Origin of the sequence: Paenibacillus stellifer, from assembly GCF_000758685.1 — a bacterium.
GTDB lineage: Bacteria > Bacillota > Bacilli > Paenibacillales > Paenibacillaceae > Paenibacillus_AQ > Paenibacillus_AQ stellifer.
The window spans coordinates 3985140-3997850 of the sequence record NZ_CP009286.1; the positions used below are offsets into that span (position 1 = coordinate 3985140).

At 50.4% G+C, this 12711-nt stretch carries 14 protein-coding genes and 1 pseudogene; 2 read left to right on the forward strand and 13 right to left on the reverse strand.

Features of this window, described 5'->3' with window-relative positions:
• Positions 1-63: 63 nt before the first annotated feature.
• The 9 genes from PSTEL_RS18450 to PSTEL_RS18490 all read right to left on the reverse strand — a co-directional run bounded on the left by PSTEL_RS18450 (position 64) and on the right by PSTEL_RS18490 (position 8466).
• Entirely contained in the window at positions 64-843 is a 780-nt protein-coding gene (locus PSTEL_RS18450; RefSeq protein ID WP_084065173.1) for a COG4705 family protein, read from the reverse strand.
• Between the two features lie 156 nt (positions 844-999).
• On the reverse strand, positions 1000-1689 hold the full coding sequence (locus PSTEL_RS18455) for a response regulator transcription factor (protein WP_038697569.1): 690 nt from the start codon (positions 1687-1689) through the stop codon (positions 1000-1002).
• The gene (locus PSTEL_RS18460) at positions 1686-3152 is read right to left on the reverse strand and encodes a sensor histidine kinase (protein ID WP_038697571.1); all 1467 of its coding nucleotides are present in this window, start codon (positions 3150-3152) and stop codon (positions 1686-1688) included. The genes PSTEL_RS18455 and PSTEL_RS18460 overlap by 4 nt, the downstream gene beginning before the upstream one ends.
• 228 nt (positions 3153-3380) lie before the next feature.
• On the reverse strand, positions 3381-4316 hold the full coding sequence (locus tag PSTEL_RS18465; RefSeq protein ID WP_038697573.1) for a hypothetical protein: 936 nt from the start codon (positions 4314-4316) through the stop codon (positions 3381-3383).
• A 101-nt stretch (positions 4317-4417) separates the two neighbouring features.
• Entirely contained in the window at positions 4418-5167 is a 750-nt protein-coding gene (locus tag PSTEL_RS18470; protein WP_038697576.1) for an ABC transporter permease, read from the reverse strand.
• Positions 5142-5897 (reverse strand): ABC transporter ATP-binding protein, encoded by a 756-nt coding sequence (locus PSTEL_RS18475; protein ID WP_038697578.1) that lies wholly within the window; start codon positions 5895-5897, stop codon positions 5142-5144. The genes PSTEL_RS18470 and PSTEL_RS18475 overlap by 26 nt, the downstream gene beginning before the upstream one ends.
• A 24-nt stretch (positions 5898-5921) precedes the next feature.
• Entirely contained in the window at positions 5922-6554 is a 633-nt protein-coding gene (locus PSTEL_RS18480; RefSeq protein WP_038697580.1) for a DedA family protein, read from the reverse strand.
• Between the two features lie 189 nt (positions 6555-6743).
• Entirely contained in the window at positions 6744-7298 is a 555-nt protein-coding gene (locus PSTEL_RS18485; protein ID WP_052098674.1) for a P-loop nucleotide/nucleoside kinase family protein, read from the reverse strand.
• Between the two features lie 157 nt (positions 7299-7455).
• Positions 7456-8466 (reverse strand): carbon-nitrogen hydrolase family protein, encoded by a 1011-nt coding sequence (locus PSTEL_RS18490; protein WP_038697582.1) that lies wholly within the window; start codon positions 8464-8466, stop codon positions 7456-7458.
• A gap of 22 nt (positions 8467-8488) precedes the next feature.
• On the opposite strand from PSTEL_RS18490, the gene feaR reads away from it, so the two are divergent.
• Positions 8489-9562, forward strand: a complete 1074-nt coding sequence (gene feaR / locus PSTEL_RS18495; protein ID WP_084065174.1) for a transcriptional regulator FeaR — start codon at positions 8489-8491, stop codon at positions 9560-9562.
• Positions 9502-10320, forward strand: a pseudogene (locus PSTEL_RS18500) (transposase); the annotation flags it as partial. The gene feaR and the pseudogene PSTEL_RS18500, both read left to right, overlap by 61 nt.
• A 152-nt stretch (positions 10321-10472) precedes the next feature.
• Here PSTEL_RS18500 and PSTEL_RS18505 read toward each other — a convergent pair.
• The 4 genes from PSTEL_RS18505 to PSTEL_RS28195 form a co-directional block, all read right to left on the reverse strand.
• Complete coding sequence (locus PSTEL_RS18505; protein ID WP_084065176.1) at positions 10473-11042, reverse strand: cupin domain-containing protein; 570 nt, start codon at positions 11040-11042, stop codon at positions 10473-10475.
• Positions 11043-11132: 90 nt separating this feature from the next.
• Positions 11133-11945, reverse strand: a complete 813-nt coding sequence (locus PSTEL_RS18510) for a polysaccharide deacetylase family protein (RefSeq protein WP_084065177.1) — start codon at positions 11943-11945, stop codon at positions 11133-11135.
• Positions 11946-12102: 157 nt separating this feature from the next.
• Positions 12103-12384, reverse strand: a complete 282-nt coding sequence (locus PSTEL_RS28190; protein WP_218917555.1) for a hypothetical protein — start codon at positions 12382-12384, stop codon at positions 12103-12105.
• A gap of 15 nt (positions 12385-12399) precedes the next feature.
• On the reverse strand, positions 12400-12648 hold the full coding sequence (locus PSTEL_RS28195; RefSeq protein ID WP_218917556.1) for a helix-turn-helix domain-containing protein: 249 nt from the start codon (positions 12646-12648) through the stop codon (positions 12400-12402).
• Positions 12649-12711 lie beyond the last annotated feature (63 nt).

The window sequence follows — 12711 nt, forward strand, 5'->3', positions numbered from 1 at the left end:
CCTTCTTTCTATCCGGCCTTTCTTGACTGTAACTTATGATCGTAAAGGGATGGTTAACTTAATCTAAAGCACGAATTGATCTTTCTTCGTCTTCGTCAAATAAACAACAAGCCCACAAATGATGACCACAAATGTTACGCTGGTGCTAGTCGTGCCCAGTTCCAGACCGCCTTCACTGCGTGGCTGGGACAAATAATCCCCAAGAGATGCTCCCAAAGGACGGGTCAGAATATAAGCCAGCCAAAAAGCCGTTACCGCATTCAGCTTAAAGCGATAGTGCGCAAGCGCAACCGCTCCGATTACCGCCGCAAATATCAATGCCGAGACGAAATACCCCAGATTCAGGCTCTCCGCAACAAGATCCCCGGCTGAAGTACCCAAGGCGAACGTAAACAGAATGGTCAACCAGTAGAACGCCTCGCGTCTTCTTGTGGTAATTGAATGGATCGACAGCGTCCGTTCACTCTTGTACCACACCACGAACGTCACCAGCAGCGCCGAAGCAAAGAGTACGGTCGACAACTCAAGCGGAACTCCGAGATTATCCGCCAGATTGTCGGAGATCAGCGTGCCCACGACACTGATTAACACAACCGCGAGCCAGTAGAGAGCCGGGACATACTTTTTCGCCGACACCTGAACATACAGGGAAATCAGCAGCAGACCGCTCATGACGAGGGTTGTGTTGGTCAGTCCCCAATTCAGATTGAAATTCAGAAAGTCGGCTGCCGTCTCTCCTACAGTGGTGGACATCATTTTAATCAACCAGAAGAAAAGTGTGACTTGCGGAACTTTGTTCCTTATTGCGTGTTCATTCGAGAATAGAGACCCTGTTTGTTCCAATGCTAATCCCCTCCTGCTTTTTATCGCGCAATACAAGCCTAACGGGTAAATCTAAAGTGCCTGTGAACAGACGCTTAAATAATTCTTAATTCCTTCTGCCGGCCAAAAAAAGCCAAAGCTCATCCGAAGATGGGCCTTGGCTCGTTGCTAGTTAATTCAGGAACGAAGCCGGTAACCGGCTCCCCACAGCGTCTCAATATAGACCGGATTGGCCGAATCCTCCTCAATTTTCTCCCTCAGCTTGCGGATATGCACGGTAACCGTCTGGGTGTCTCCCAGAGCACTGGCGCCCCATAACCGCTCAAAGAGCTGATCCTTGCTGAATACATGATTCGGGTGCAGCACGAGAAAATGGAGCAAATCGAATTCTTTGGTGGTCAGTACAATCTCCTCGTCTCTGACAAAAGCGCGGCGGGAATCGGGGTCGAGCCGCAAATCCCTGATCTCAAGCTCGGCTGACGAAGCGCCGCTTCCCTTCAGACGTTCATAGCGGGATAAATGGGCCTTGACTCTGGCTACAAGTTCCGAAGGCTTGAACGGCTTGGTGATGTAATCATCCGCTCCAAGCCCGAGCCCCCGCACAATATCGATATCCTCCCGTCTGGCCGTCACCATAAGGATCGGAATATCCAGCTCCGCGCGTATTTTTTTGCATATCTCGAAGCCGTTAAGCTTGGGCAGCATGACATCCAGAATGATCATGTCGAAGTTGCCGCTCAGGGACAGATGAAGTCCTTGTTCGCCATCAACGGCGATTTCGGTCTGAAATCCGTTCATCTCCAGGTAATCCCGTTCAAGCTCCGCAATGGCAGATTCATCCTCCACAACCAGAACCGTTCGCTTCATTGTAGACCATCTCCTTTCTGGGCCGGGAGGATGATGCGGATGGCGGTGCCTTCCCCCTCCGTGCTCTCCGCACAGATGATGCCTCCATGCCCTGCGATAATCTGCTTGGCAATCGCGAGACCGAGTCCGCTGCCTCCTGTGTTCGTATTTCTTGACTCCTCCGCCCGGTAAAAACGCTCGAACACATGCTCCACCGCCTCCTCCGGAATTCCGGAGCCATTGTCTTCAATAGAGAGAATAAAGCCGTTCTGATCCAGGCGGGTGCGGACTGTAATTTGCTTGACCGGCTTATCCATATACTTCAGGCTGTTCTGAATAATGTTGCCGAGAACGCGCTTGAACGAATCCCGGTCAATCGAGACCCGGATCGCTTCTCCGCCGCCCAGCTCAATGTCCAGATCAACCCCGCGTTTGTCCAGCTCCACCTTCAGTTCCTCCGACCAATCCATTAAATAAGGCAGGATGGGAACGGATTCGAAGGAGAACGGCAGCTTCTGCATATCGAGCTTGGAGTACAAGAACAATTCATCGATCAGATGATCCATTTCTCCCGCTTTGGCGGCAATGGTCCGCATATATTTGTCATGCTTCTCCGGAGAATCCGCTACTCCTTCCAGAATGCCGTCCACATACCCCTTGATGGCCGTAATGGGAGTCTTCAAATCATGGGAGATGTTCGTAATCAGCTCTTTGCGGTTCGATTCATACTGCTGCTGGATGACGAGGGACTCCTGAAGCCGGGATCGCATCTCCTCAAAGACTCTTCCCAGCTGTCCCAACTCGTCGTTGCCGCCAATCCTCACCTGAAAATTAAGATCCCCATCGGCGACCCGCTTGGCCGCATTTCTAAGCTCCAGCAGCGGGCGGATAAATCTTCTGGACATATAGGTGGTCAGCAGGATATGCGTTAGCAAGAACACAATAATCGTCAAGAGAAACAGAATGGGGAAGAAGGTTCGTACGAAATGGACCAGCGGATCAATCTTGGTGAGCAGAAACAGGCTGACCGGCTTGGCATCCTTGGACAGCATGTCGAACTGCGATATCTGGTACCATTCATTCCCATATTTAATGCCGAACGGCTCGAGACGAGAACCGGCTTCCGTAAAGGCGGGCAGTTCCCCGATTAATCCGGCCCTGGATTTCAAATCATCCGACATATAAATATCCTGGTCGCCGGAACGGATATAGACCTCTGTGTTCTTGCTCCGCATATCCGCCGAGAATTCGGCAAGAAATGCCTGATCCGTCAGGAGAGCGGCATTTTGCTGAAAAGTATGCTTGATCAGATTATGCGTATCTCTTTCTTCCATTCCCTCGAACTTGCTCTCATAAGCATTCTTGAGACTTTGCACATCTCCGTGGTAGACCACCGTAAGCAGCAGGCTTGTGATGCCAAGCAGAAGCAGAGGAACCAGCAGCATTGCCGCATAAGACAGTAAAAATTTAATTCGGATGGACATGGATCGGGTTGGTCTCCTTATCTACAGATTGAATTTCACCCTGGAATCATCATACGACATTTCATCTTGTCCTCCAATGCACACAAGGATAAACGGGTCATGCAGCGGATAAAAAACGGACAGGACCTCCCTGTTAGGAGTAGTATCCTGTCCGGTGCAAATCGGATTCCTTCAACGGCTGCGCCCTCACGGCATTCTCTGCCAGAATTTAAGCGGCACTAAGCTGCTCTAGTCGCGATGTCTGCCTTCGTGCTCTCCCTTAACCTGAACGACATGCTTCCCGGTCAGGTCGATAGAATCCGGAGATGTTCCGTTGATGCCTGTCAGCTGAACATTCAGGCTGCCGGTAAGCGTATGGGCGACTCCCTGGGCGTCTTTGCCTGTAAATGCGATGTCTAATTGCTGCTGCGAAATCTCGTTGTCCGGGCTGATCACCGCCTTGAGGCTGACGCTCTGAATCTGGATGCCATCCTTGAGGTTCACATCCTTCAGATTGACCAGATTCTGCCGCAGCAGTTTCTCCGGATCGGATGAATGCGAAGCCGAATTGCTGTCATCGCGATTCCATTCCGACTGATCCGACAGATGCTTGAACGCAAGCGGGGCCATCGCCTGGACGACAGCCGGAATTTGCGCGCCGTCAAGCTGCAGCGAAATCGTCTTGGTTCCGTCAGCTCCGGCCGTAGAGGTTATCTCATCCTTTAAATTCCCGATCAGCGCATCAATAACGGTCTCTTCCTGGCTGCTGAACCAGAGAGAGTCTCTGCTCTTCTCATCCTGCTCCCTGCCTTCCGGATCTTCCTGGTCCTTCTTCACATAGTAAGTATCCGAAGCACCGGTCTTCCAGACCTCTTCCCCGGCCTGCTTGTACAGGTCCAGGTTAACGGCACCGGCTGTGCCGCTGACATAAATGGAGCCGCTTACGGTTTCCCGTTTCACGTCTGCCTTCAGCCGGCTCTGCGTCTTAACAAGCAGCGTATTGTCGTCCTTAAGCTCGGCATTGGCGCTGACCGTGACGCTGTCCAGATTCTGCACCGTAGCTTTAAGCGCAGATTTGTAATCGTCATAACCCGATGTCCCCGCAAACGCCGTAAGACCGGTAACCAGCATGATCGTGCCGCTGATACCAACCGCGCTTCCGGTTAACAACCACTTCTTCTTCATCCTTCCATTCTCCCTTTCCGCTTAATTGTCCTGCAAGCTAAGCCTAAGGGATAATCCTAAACTCGCTGTGAAGAGATTATTAAATCATTCTTAATTACGCCTTATACCTCCCTGCGGTCGAACAGAAGAAATCCTAGAGCCAGAAACAGAACCATTCCTGAGAGCAGAAATACCGATCCGGTTGCGAGCCGGGCCGCCGACGCGCTATGGCTGAGCCACAATACATACCAATCCGTATACGAGGCGATGGAGAAATAAGAGAAGCCTTTGACGAAGTAAGGAACTGCCTTGACTCCGGCATAGATCAGAATGGAGAATACCATGAAGCCCGCTGCACTGCGAAAAAATTGAGCGACACATACAAACAAAGCCGCAAGCGCCACCATGGACAGAAAAGCTGCCGAATACGCCTTTATCAGATTGAAGAAAGGCAAGCCCCCCGTATCCGCCATCCCGAGTCCCAGATTGCAGAGGGCGCTCACCGTCCCCAGTAGAATCAGCAGTATCCCGACCGATATGCCAAGCGCCAGGAACTTAGCCATATATGCCCCAAACCTTGTGATTGGCCGAAGCAGCGCCAGCTTCAAGGTTCGCGACGAGATTTCCTGCGGAAACAAATCGGCGATCTCCAACAGCATGAACAAGGGAATCAGGAACAGCGTATAGATCTCCAGCATTTGCACCGGATAGGAGGAGCTGACGGCGGCCAGTCCAAGAACAGGGTGAAGCGCCCGGAACAATGCCGCCAGCAGCAGCGGAATCAACAGGGTGACGGCGAGGAATACCATCGTCTTCTTACGATAAAGCATGAGCTGAAGTTCGTTTCTAAGTCCCGCTGACAGGCCGTCCATATTCCATCAGCTCCTTTCCTCTCTGCAATTCATTCATGTAGAACTGTTCCAGAGACGTGTTGTCACTCATCAAATCGGGCACCCTGCCCTCGCGGATCAGCACACCCCGGTTAATAATTCCCACCCGGTTGCAGAGTTGCTCCAGTTCGTGAATCATATGGCTGGATATCAAAAAAGTAATTCCCTGTTCATCCGATAAGCGTTTGACCAAAGCGCGGAACTGTACAACCCCTTCGATATCGAGCCCGTTCGTGGGCTCATCCCAGATGACGAACTCCGGGCTGTGCAGGACCGAAGAGGCCATGGCAAGCCGCTGCTTCATACCGGTGGAGAAGTACCCGATTTTCTCTTTGGCATATGTCTCCAGTCCGACCATTTCAAGCACTTCTGCAATTCGTTCCCGGCCCACCTCCGGATAAAAGTTCGCATTCAGCTTCAGGTATTGGCCCGCCGTAACATATTCGTGGAAATCGGCCGACTCGATCATGCAGCCAACCTTTCTCATGACCGAGGCGAAGGACGCATCCCTGTCCTGCCCGAACAAGGTTATGCTCCCAAAGTTCGGGGTAATCAGTCCGGTCAGCATTTTCAGAAGCGTAGTTTTCCCCGCGCCATTCGGTCCGAGCAATCCGTAGATATCCCCTTGTTCCAGACTCAAATCCACTCCGTTAATGCCTCTGCCGTTCCGAAATTCCTTGGTAACTCCGGTTAATTTCGCAATTGGATACATGTCAGTCCTCCTTTCTCGCTCAGGTCAGGCTCTTGTCCGGGAATTGGTCCGTTCCTTGTTGCGGCGCAGGAGCCACCAAGCCAGCATAATGACGACCAATCCGCAGATCGCATAGCTGATCGGACGCATATATTGTTCCACAACACCCCAATTATCGCCCAAGCGGTATCCCAAATAGACAAGGGCCGCATTCCACGGGATACAGCCGAGCAGGGTAAAGATGATGAATCTCCCCGGCTTCATCCCGGCAATCCCTGCCGGCAGCGAAATAAAGGTCCGGACGAAGGGCAGCATCCGCGTAAACAGCACCGTCCCTTCGCCAAACCGGGCGAACCAGCGCTCGGCCTGCTCCAGATGATGCGTGTTAAGGAGGATATATCTCCCGTATTTATCGAGCAATCGCCGACCTCCCGCCCTGCCGACGTAAAAAGCGATTAAAGAACCAAGCAGATTCCCGATACTGCCCGCGATCAAGACTTCAATCCAGGAAAGAGAGCCCTGCGCAGCCAGCCATCCGCCGCTGAGCATAATCACTTCACTAGGTATCGGGATGCATGCACTCTCCAGTATCATGCCGATCCAGATCCCCCAAATTCCCATGGTATTGACCAGATTCAGCGCCGCTTCGGATATCCAAGACAACAGTTGATGCATGATTTCCCTCCTCTTAGGCTAACCCTTATGTTTAAATGTAACGTTCGGATATAAACAGGATATGAAACGAATCTTAACGATTCCTTAAATTTGCATTGGATCATCTGCCCGGTAAAAAAGAGAAAGAGCCTGCAGGATGCATGAACACATCCTGCAGGCTCCTATTGTTGTTCTGAATTGGCGGCAAGTCCGTTAAAATTCAAATTCGTCTTCAAGAACGAGATTTCGCTCCGCGTTCCAAATGGGCATCACATATTCCTTAATGAGCGCCGCAACTTCAGGAACCGAATGGGCACCGGTATCAATGGTGTACAGCGGCGGATCAAAGTGAGTATCACTACACTGAAGCAGCAATTCGGCAAACTCGTGATGCTCCTGAAATCGTTCAGCGGTCCATGTAAAGTTATCAAACCGGTTCATCAGCCTTTTCTCCCGAACCGATCTATCACAATGCAGGTTGATATAGCACATCTGGCTGAATTTCGCGTAATCCTCGCAGAAAGCGGCGTCCCATGGTGTAAAATTGCCGCAAATGATCGTCCCTCTGCCAGAACGCGCAATAGAGTAGGCAGACCGCAGCGTAATGTTCATCCGGGTTCTTTCATCCAGGGTAGGCGTCATCCAGTGAAGCATATCCGTGCTGAAGATATCGAATTCCGGCATCGTCTTGCGGAGCATTTTCGAAACCGCTGTTTTCCCGGAGCCGCTGGCGCCAATGACGAAAAAAATGGGAAGTTTGTAATCCATCGTAGAGTCCCCTTCCACGTCTCTCCCTGCAAAGCTGTGTTCGAGATGAGATCACTCCTGCTGCGCATGGAAGTGATTAGGCTAGGTCGTGAACCGCTCCGGGTTGAGGATTTGCTACTTTCATTTATATTCGTTCTGCTGCTTAAATGTTGATAGGCTAAATGCCGGCTTCGCTTTTGAATTGAAGCTCATCATAAGTCAAAACCTTTTGCGTAGCCCCGCCGATATGCTTGATCGGCTTATGCTCCGTTCGATCGAACGACAAGGACAGAAATCCCGGTGTGGAATAATGGCCTGCCGGATCGATCAGGAATTTGCCGGGAATGATTTGTTCCAAATCAATATCCGCGTAAGTGATCCCTTCTTCATCATGGGCTAACGGGCTTCCGATTTCCATGCCGTTAGGAGCAATGATTTTGGCGAAACCATAACCAACCTTCATATAATTTTTCTGCTCTTCCGTTTCACATATTTTGTCACGCTGCGCTTCCGTCCAGATTTGCGAGGACAGCAGACAAAATACCTGGTTGGTCATTGCATAGTACCGGGTAGCCACCACGCATTGTTCCGGACCGAATAAATGACCTTCCTGCGGCATGCCAATCGGCCAGGAGGATACATGCACCTGTTCATTCATCGATGTCATCGCTGCAAGGTTGAGCGGCAGCATATGCTCCCAGCATTGCAGCCCGCCCAGATTGCCGAACTCCGTCTCGAACACCGGCATCATGCTGCCGTCTCTATCGCCCCAGATGGTCTTCTCCGCATTCGTCGCCTTCAGCTTACGGTGCTTGCCAATGAGATTCCCATTCGGATCAAACCACAGCTGCGTCAGATAAAGGGAGCCTCCCTCTTTTTCAGTGACGGATACACAGAAATAGACTTTATTCCGCTTGGCGGCCGCACTTAGCTTTTGCACAGCCAGACTGGGAATCTCAACGGAATTCTTATACAGTTCAATATAGTATTTCATACCGTAATCCGCATTGCCAAGCCAAATCCACCAAGGATATCCCGGTATAAAAGCTTCCGGAAAAGCGATGACCTTCGCCCCGTTGGCTGCCGCCTCATCGACAAGCCGGCATGTTTTGTCAACTGTCGCATCAAGGTCCAGCAGAACAGGAGACGCCTGAACGGCGGCTACTCGGTATTTGGGATAATTGGACATTGGATAAACCTCCCTGTATGGAATGAAGCGATGTGCTATTCAATTCAAGTATTCGAAGACTTCTTGGACTGGGGGGTTATCCTTGCATACGATTTTATCGACAGAGCAGGTGGACGAACGGGAATCTTTCGCTTATTGGCGTGAACGGATCTGTGACGTGTTCGTGCAGCTCGATGCATCCCAGCTTTCCAGGGAGAGATTCACCGGACGAATGGAGGTTGGGTATCTGGAGGACATCCAGATATCCGAGGTGTCGTCTGATCCGCAGCATGTTGTCCGCTCAAACCAGCAGATCGCGAAATCCGGGGAGGAGTATTTTCTCGTCAGCCTGCAAACGGCGGGTCAAGGGTATACCGAGCAGGATCGCCGTCAAGCGAGACTCGCACCGGGGGATTTTGTCCTGTACGACAGCACCAGACCCTACGTCCTGCATTTCGAGCAGCCGTTCCAGCAAATCGTCTTTCAATTTCCCCGTTCGCTGCTGATAACCCGCTGCAGACAGGCGGAGCGCATGACTTCTGTCCGGATTCCCGGCGCACAGCACCCGGTCGGCAACCTGGTATCGTCCTTCTTCAGAACTTTGGCCTCCTCCTATCGCGGTCTGGACCCCGCAGCCCGGATGCGAATAGCCGAGAGTGCAATGGATTTGCTGTCGGCTGCGCTGAGTACGTATTCCGGCACTGAGCTAAGCGAGTCTGTCTCCACGGCCAATGTCCATCTGTCAGGCGCCCGGGCGTTCATCTTCTCCCATCTGGCCGACCCCAATCTTTCCCCTTCCATGGTTGCGGCCAGCCAAGGGATTTCGATCCGTTACCTGCATCGCTTGTTTGAAGCGGAAGGGCAATCGGTCGCTGCGCTAATCCGGGATCGCCGCCTTGAGCAATGCCGCCGGGACCTTAGCGATCTGAACCAATCCCATCGCACCGTTACGGAGATTGCTTTCCAGTGGGGCTTCAATGATGCCGCCCATTTTAGCCGGATATTCAAGCAGCATTTTGGCATGAGCCCGACCGGATTCCGAAGCAGCGTATTCACTTGCTTGGCGACCGAAACAGCTTTAGTAAGACAGACACGGATGCGACCTTCATGCGGATGAAGGAAGACCACATGCGAAATGGCCAGCTGAAACCGGGATACAACGTACAGATCGGAACCGAAAACCAGTTCATTTTAGCGTACAGTGTTCATCAACGACCGACGGATACCCGCTGTTTACAGCCGCATTTGGATAAAGCTCAGGAATTATTGGGGAAATTGCCGCAGACCGTCATTGCAGACGCTGGCTATGGGAGTGAAGAAAACTACGCTTACTTGGAACAGGAACAGATTCGGGCTGTCGTGAAATACGGCAGTTACCATAAAGAGAAGAGCAAGGCGTGGAAGGCGGACATCTCTAAGATCGAGAACTGGACGTATCACGAAATGGAGGATGCCTGGACCTGCCCAGCCGGGCAAACGCTGGAGTTTCATAGAGAACACAAGGAAGCTTTAACGAGTGGATACGAAATTCACAAACGACATTATCGAAGCCGCTCCTGCGAAGGTTGCCCCCTGAAGGATCGTTGTACGAAGGCAAAAGGAGACCGGGAGGTGGTCGTTAGTCTGGAACGATTAAGATACCAGCACCAAGCACGGGAACTCCTTCGAAGCGAGGAAGGATATACCTTGGCTGTACGCCGAATGATTGAGCCAGAAAGTGTGTTTGGGCAACTGAAAAATAACCGGGGATTCCGGCGTTTTCTGCTTCGAGGGCTGTCCAAAGTGACCCTTGAGGTCGGGTGGCTTTCGCTTGCCCATAATATGCTGAAGCAAGCCGCAGTGGACCAAAAACGCAAGGCAGCGACCCTCCAATAACGGGAGAATCGCTGCCTTGCTGTCTTTTTAACAACATTTGGAATTAAGATGAGCTGTTTCTTCGTAGAAAATCTACTTATGGGACAGCCCCTTTGCCCTAGCACAATTGGCGGGTTTAGCCAATGCCCTGCTTCTAATGAAGCTATAGATGACTACTTGGAGGACGCCATCGCGTCCGCCTTGGTTACATGTACGGTCCCATACGGATGATGCGGCGGTGCATAAATGACATACACTTTAAGCGGCCTGTTCCCTTTATTCGTTATATTATGCCATTTGCCGGCCGGCACCATGACCGCATATCCATCATAGGCCATAGTCTCATAATCCAGTTGATCTTTGCGATCCCCCATCTGAACGAGTCCCTGGCCTTCTTCGATCCGGATAAATTGATCCGTATCCGGATGAACTTCCAGACCAATATCATCTCCCACATTGATGCTCATCAAGGTCACCTGGAGATGCTTCCCCGTCCATATTGCGGTGCGGTAGTTGTTGTTTTGCTCCGCAGCCTTTTCAATATTAACGACGTACGGGTTCGGTCCATAGTCTTTGACAGCTTCCGCAAATCGTACAGATGTATACCCGGCCACGGAGCCATTGAATGGCAATGGCGGAATTACGGATTGATATCCTGTACCCTGATAATAATTCGGGATCACATTCGGGCTATAAGGATACGGGTATACCGGATAAGAGTACCAACGCGAGTCATAAAACATGTATCTCATTCCCTCCATCATTTATACATCAGCATATGCCCATATGTTAGAAAGGTTCCGCATGATGTAATCCGGAGTGCAACCAGAGCGTTATGACCCAGGTGTTAGCTTCGGAAAAATGAGATTATCCTGCGGAATCCCGGGAGAATCTTCTGTGCTTTCCTTTCGTTGATTGGAGAGTTTCATGAGCTCAGAGACCGTCACACAGCGAAATCCCTGTTTCTGCAGCCTGGGCATAATAATCTTCAAGGCCTGAACAGTCTGGGAATGGCCATATACATGATCATGAAATAAAACAATATCTCCGTTTCTGGCGTTTCGTATGACCTTATCCGCAATCTTATTTACTCCGGGACGGCTCCAATCTTTGGTATCTTGATGCCATGACCAGAGGATAAGCTTCTGCCCCAGCCGGGTCGAGATGTTCACCAAGTCTTCATCATAAAAGCCTCCCGGCGGCCGAAACAATTCGCTCCGTTTGCCAGTAATGGCTAGAATTTCTTCCTCCGTCCGCTCCAGCTCCTTAACGACGAGATTCCCGTTAACCGGCCGTTTGAAATACACATGATGATACGTATGATTAGCCAGCTCATGCCCTTCTTCTACAACTTTCCGGGCAACCTCGGGATAGGCATGGAGACGTTCTCCGATAGCGAAAAAAGTACATCTGGCATGATATTGCTTCATTATCTTTAGTATTTGTTCCGTCTCCACCGGGTCAGGCCCATCATCAAAGGTTAAAGCAATAACCTTTTGATTGGTATGTACTTCCCATAGCACGGTTCCATTCTTCTCATACAGATCACGGCTTGCGGGCATCACGCCATTTCCCCATACCGTATCCTGATCGAACAGCAAAAGAAAAGTGATGATCAATATCATCGTTCGAAATGTTTTTCTCATTTGACCCTGTTCCTTTCCGATTCCGTTCTGGCTCTATGAGAAATACTTTCTCCATTAAAGCCGTTTTTTAGTGAAGAAATATATCCCAGAGCGCGTTCTCCACAATACATCCCCTCGCAGAAAAAAACTTGATGGCATGAAGCCAATCAAGTTTCTATTAAAGCTGTTTTAATTTATGCCTTGTACCCTCATCTATGGGCATTTGAATGGTGATATTTGCTCCCTCAATTTCTGTTGATCGAAATGAAATATAACTAAGATATAAGTTTCCTGCTAAAGGGTGATGCAACAGTTTTTGACCCTCTGGCGTTCCCATAATGCCTTGGTTATTCCACCATTTATTGAATAAAGAAGGATTTTGACTATCCAGGAATTTCTGCAAGGTGTCCGAAATCGTAACGGAAGCGGCGTCTTCCACAGGCGGTTTTTTATCTGACAAATTAAATAAATATCTTTATTCTTCGTTATTCAATTGAAAAACCCGACTCAAAGAGAGCAGCACGTCTATGGATGGATTCACATTCTGTCCCTGTTCGATGCGCACATACCAGTCAATGCTGACACCGGCCAAATCCGCAACTTCTTCTCTCTTCAGCCCTACCACTCTTCTTTTTTTATCGCATTTGAGTCCGAATTGTTCGGGTCTCAGTGTGGATCTTTTCTTTTTTAAAAAAAACCCAAGCTCCTTGCTTTTCGATATCATGACGACCTCTCCCATTTCGGTTCTGCTGAACATAGGCATTATTAATCATATGATAACCTGGCT

Coding starts and splice junctions, on each gene's coding strand:
- PSTEL_RS18510 (WP_084065177.1), bottom strand. CDS start 11,945: ATGAGAAAAACATTTCGAACGATGATATTGATCATCACTTTTCTTTTG.
- PSTEL_RS18460 (WP_038697571.1), bottom strand. CDS start 3,152: ATGTCCATCCGAATTAAATTTTTACTGTCTTATGCGGCAATGCTGCTG.
- PSTEL_RS18475 (WP_038697578.1), bottom strand. CDS start 5,897: ATGTATCCAATTGCGAAATTAACCGGAGTTACCAAGGAATTTCGGAAC.
- PSTEL_RS28195 (WP_218917556.1), bottom strand. CDS start 12,648: ATGATATCGAAAAGCAAGGAGCTTGGGTTTTTTTTAAAAAAGAAAAGA.
- PSTEL_RS18485 (WP_052098674.1), bottom strand. CDS start 7,298: ATGGATTACAAACTTCCCATTTTTTTCGTCATTGGCGCCAGCGGCTCC.
- PSTEL_RS18470 (WP_038697576.1), bottom strand. CDS start 5,167: ATGGACGGCCTGTCAGCGGGACTTAGAAACGAACTTCAGCTCATGCTT.
- PSTEL_RS18465 (WP_038697573.1), bottom strand. CDS start 4,316: ATGAAGAAGAAGTGGTTGTTAACCGGAAGCGCGGTTGGTATCAGCGGC.
- PSTEL_RS18490 (WP_038697582.1), bottom strand. CDS start 8,466: ATGTCCAATTATCCCAAATACCGAGTAGCCGCCGTTCAGGCGTCTCCT.
- PSTEL_RS18505 (WP_084065176.1), bottom strand. CDS start 11,042: ATGTTTTATGACTCGCGTTGGTACTCTTATCCGGTATACCCGTATCCT.
- PSTEL_RS18455 (WP_038697569.1), bottom strand. CDS start 1,689: ATGAAGCGAACGGTTCTGGTTGTGGAGGATGAATCTGCCATTGCGGAG.
- feaR (WP_084065174.1), top strand. CDS start 8,489: ATGAAGCGATGTGCTATTCAATTCAAGTATTCGAAGACTTCTTGGACT.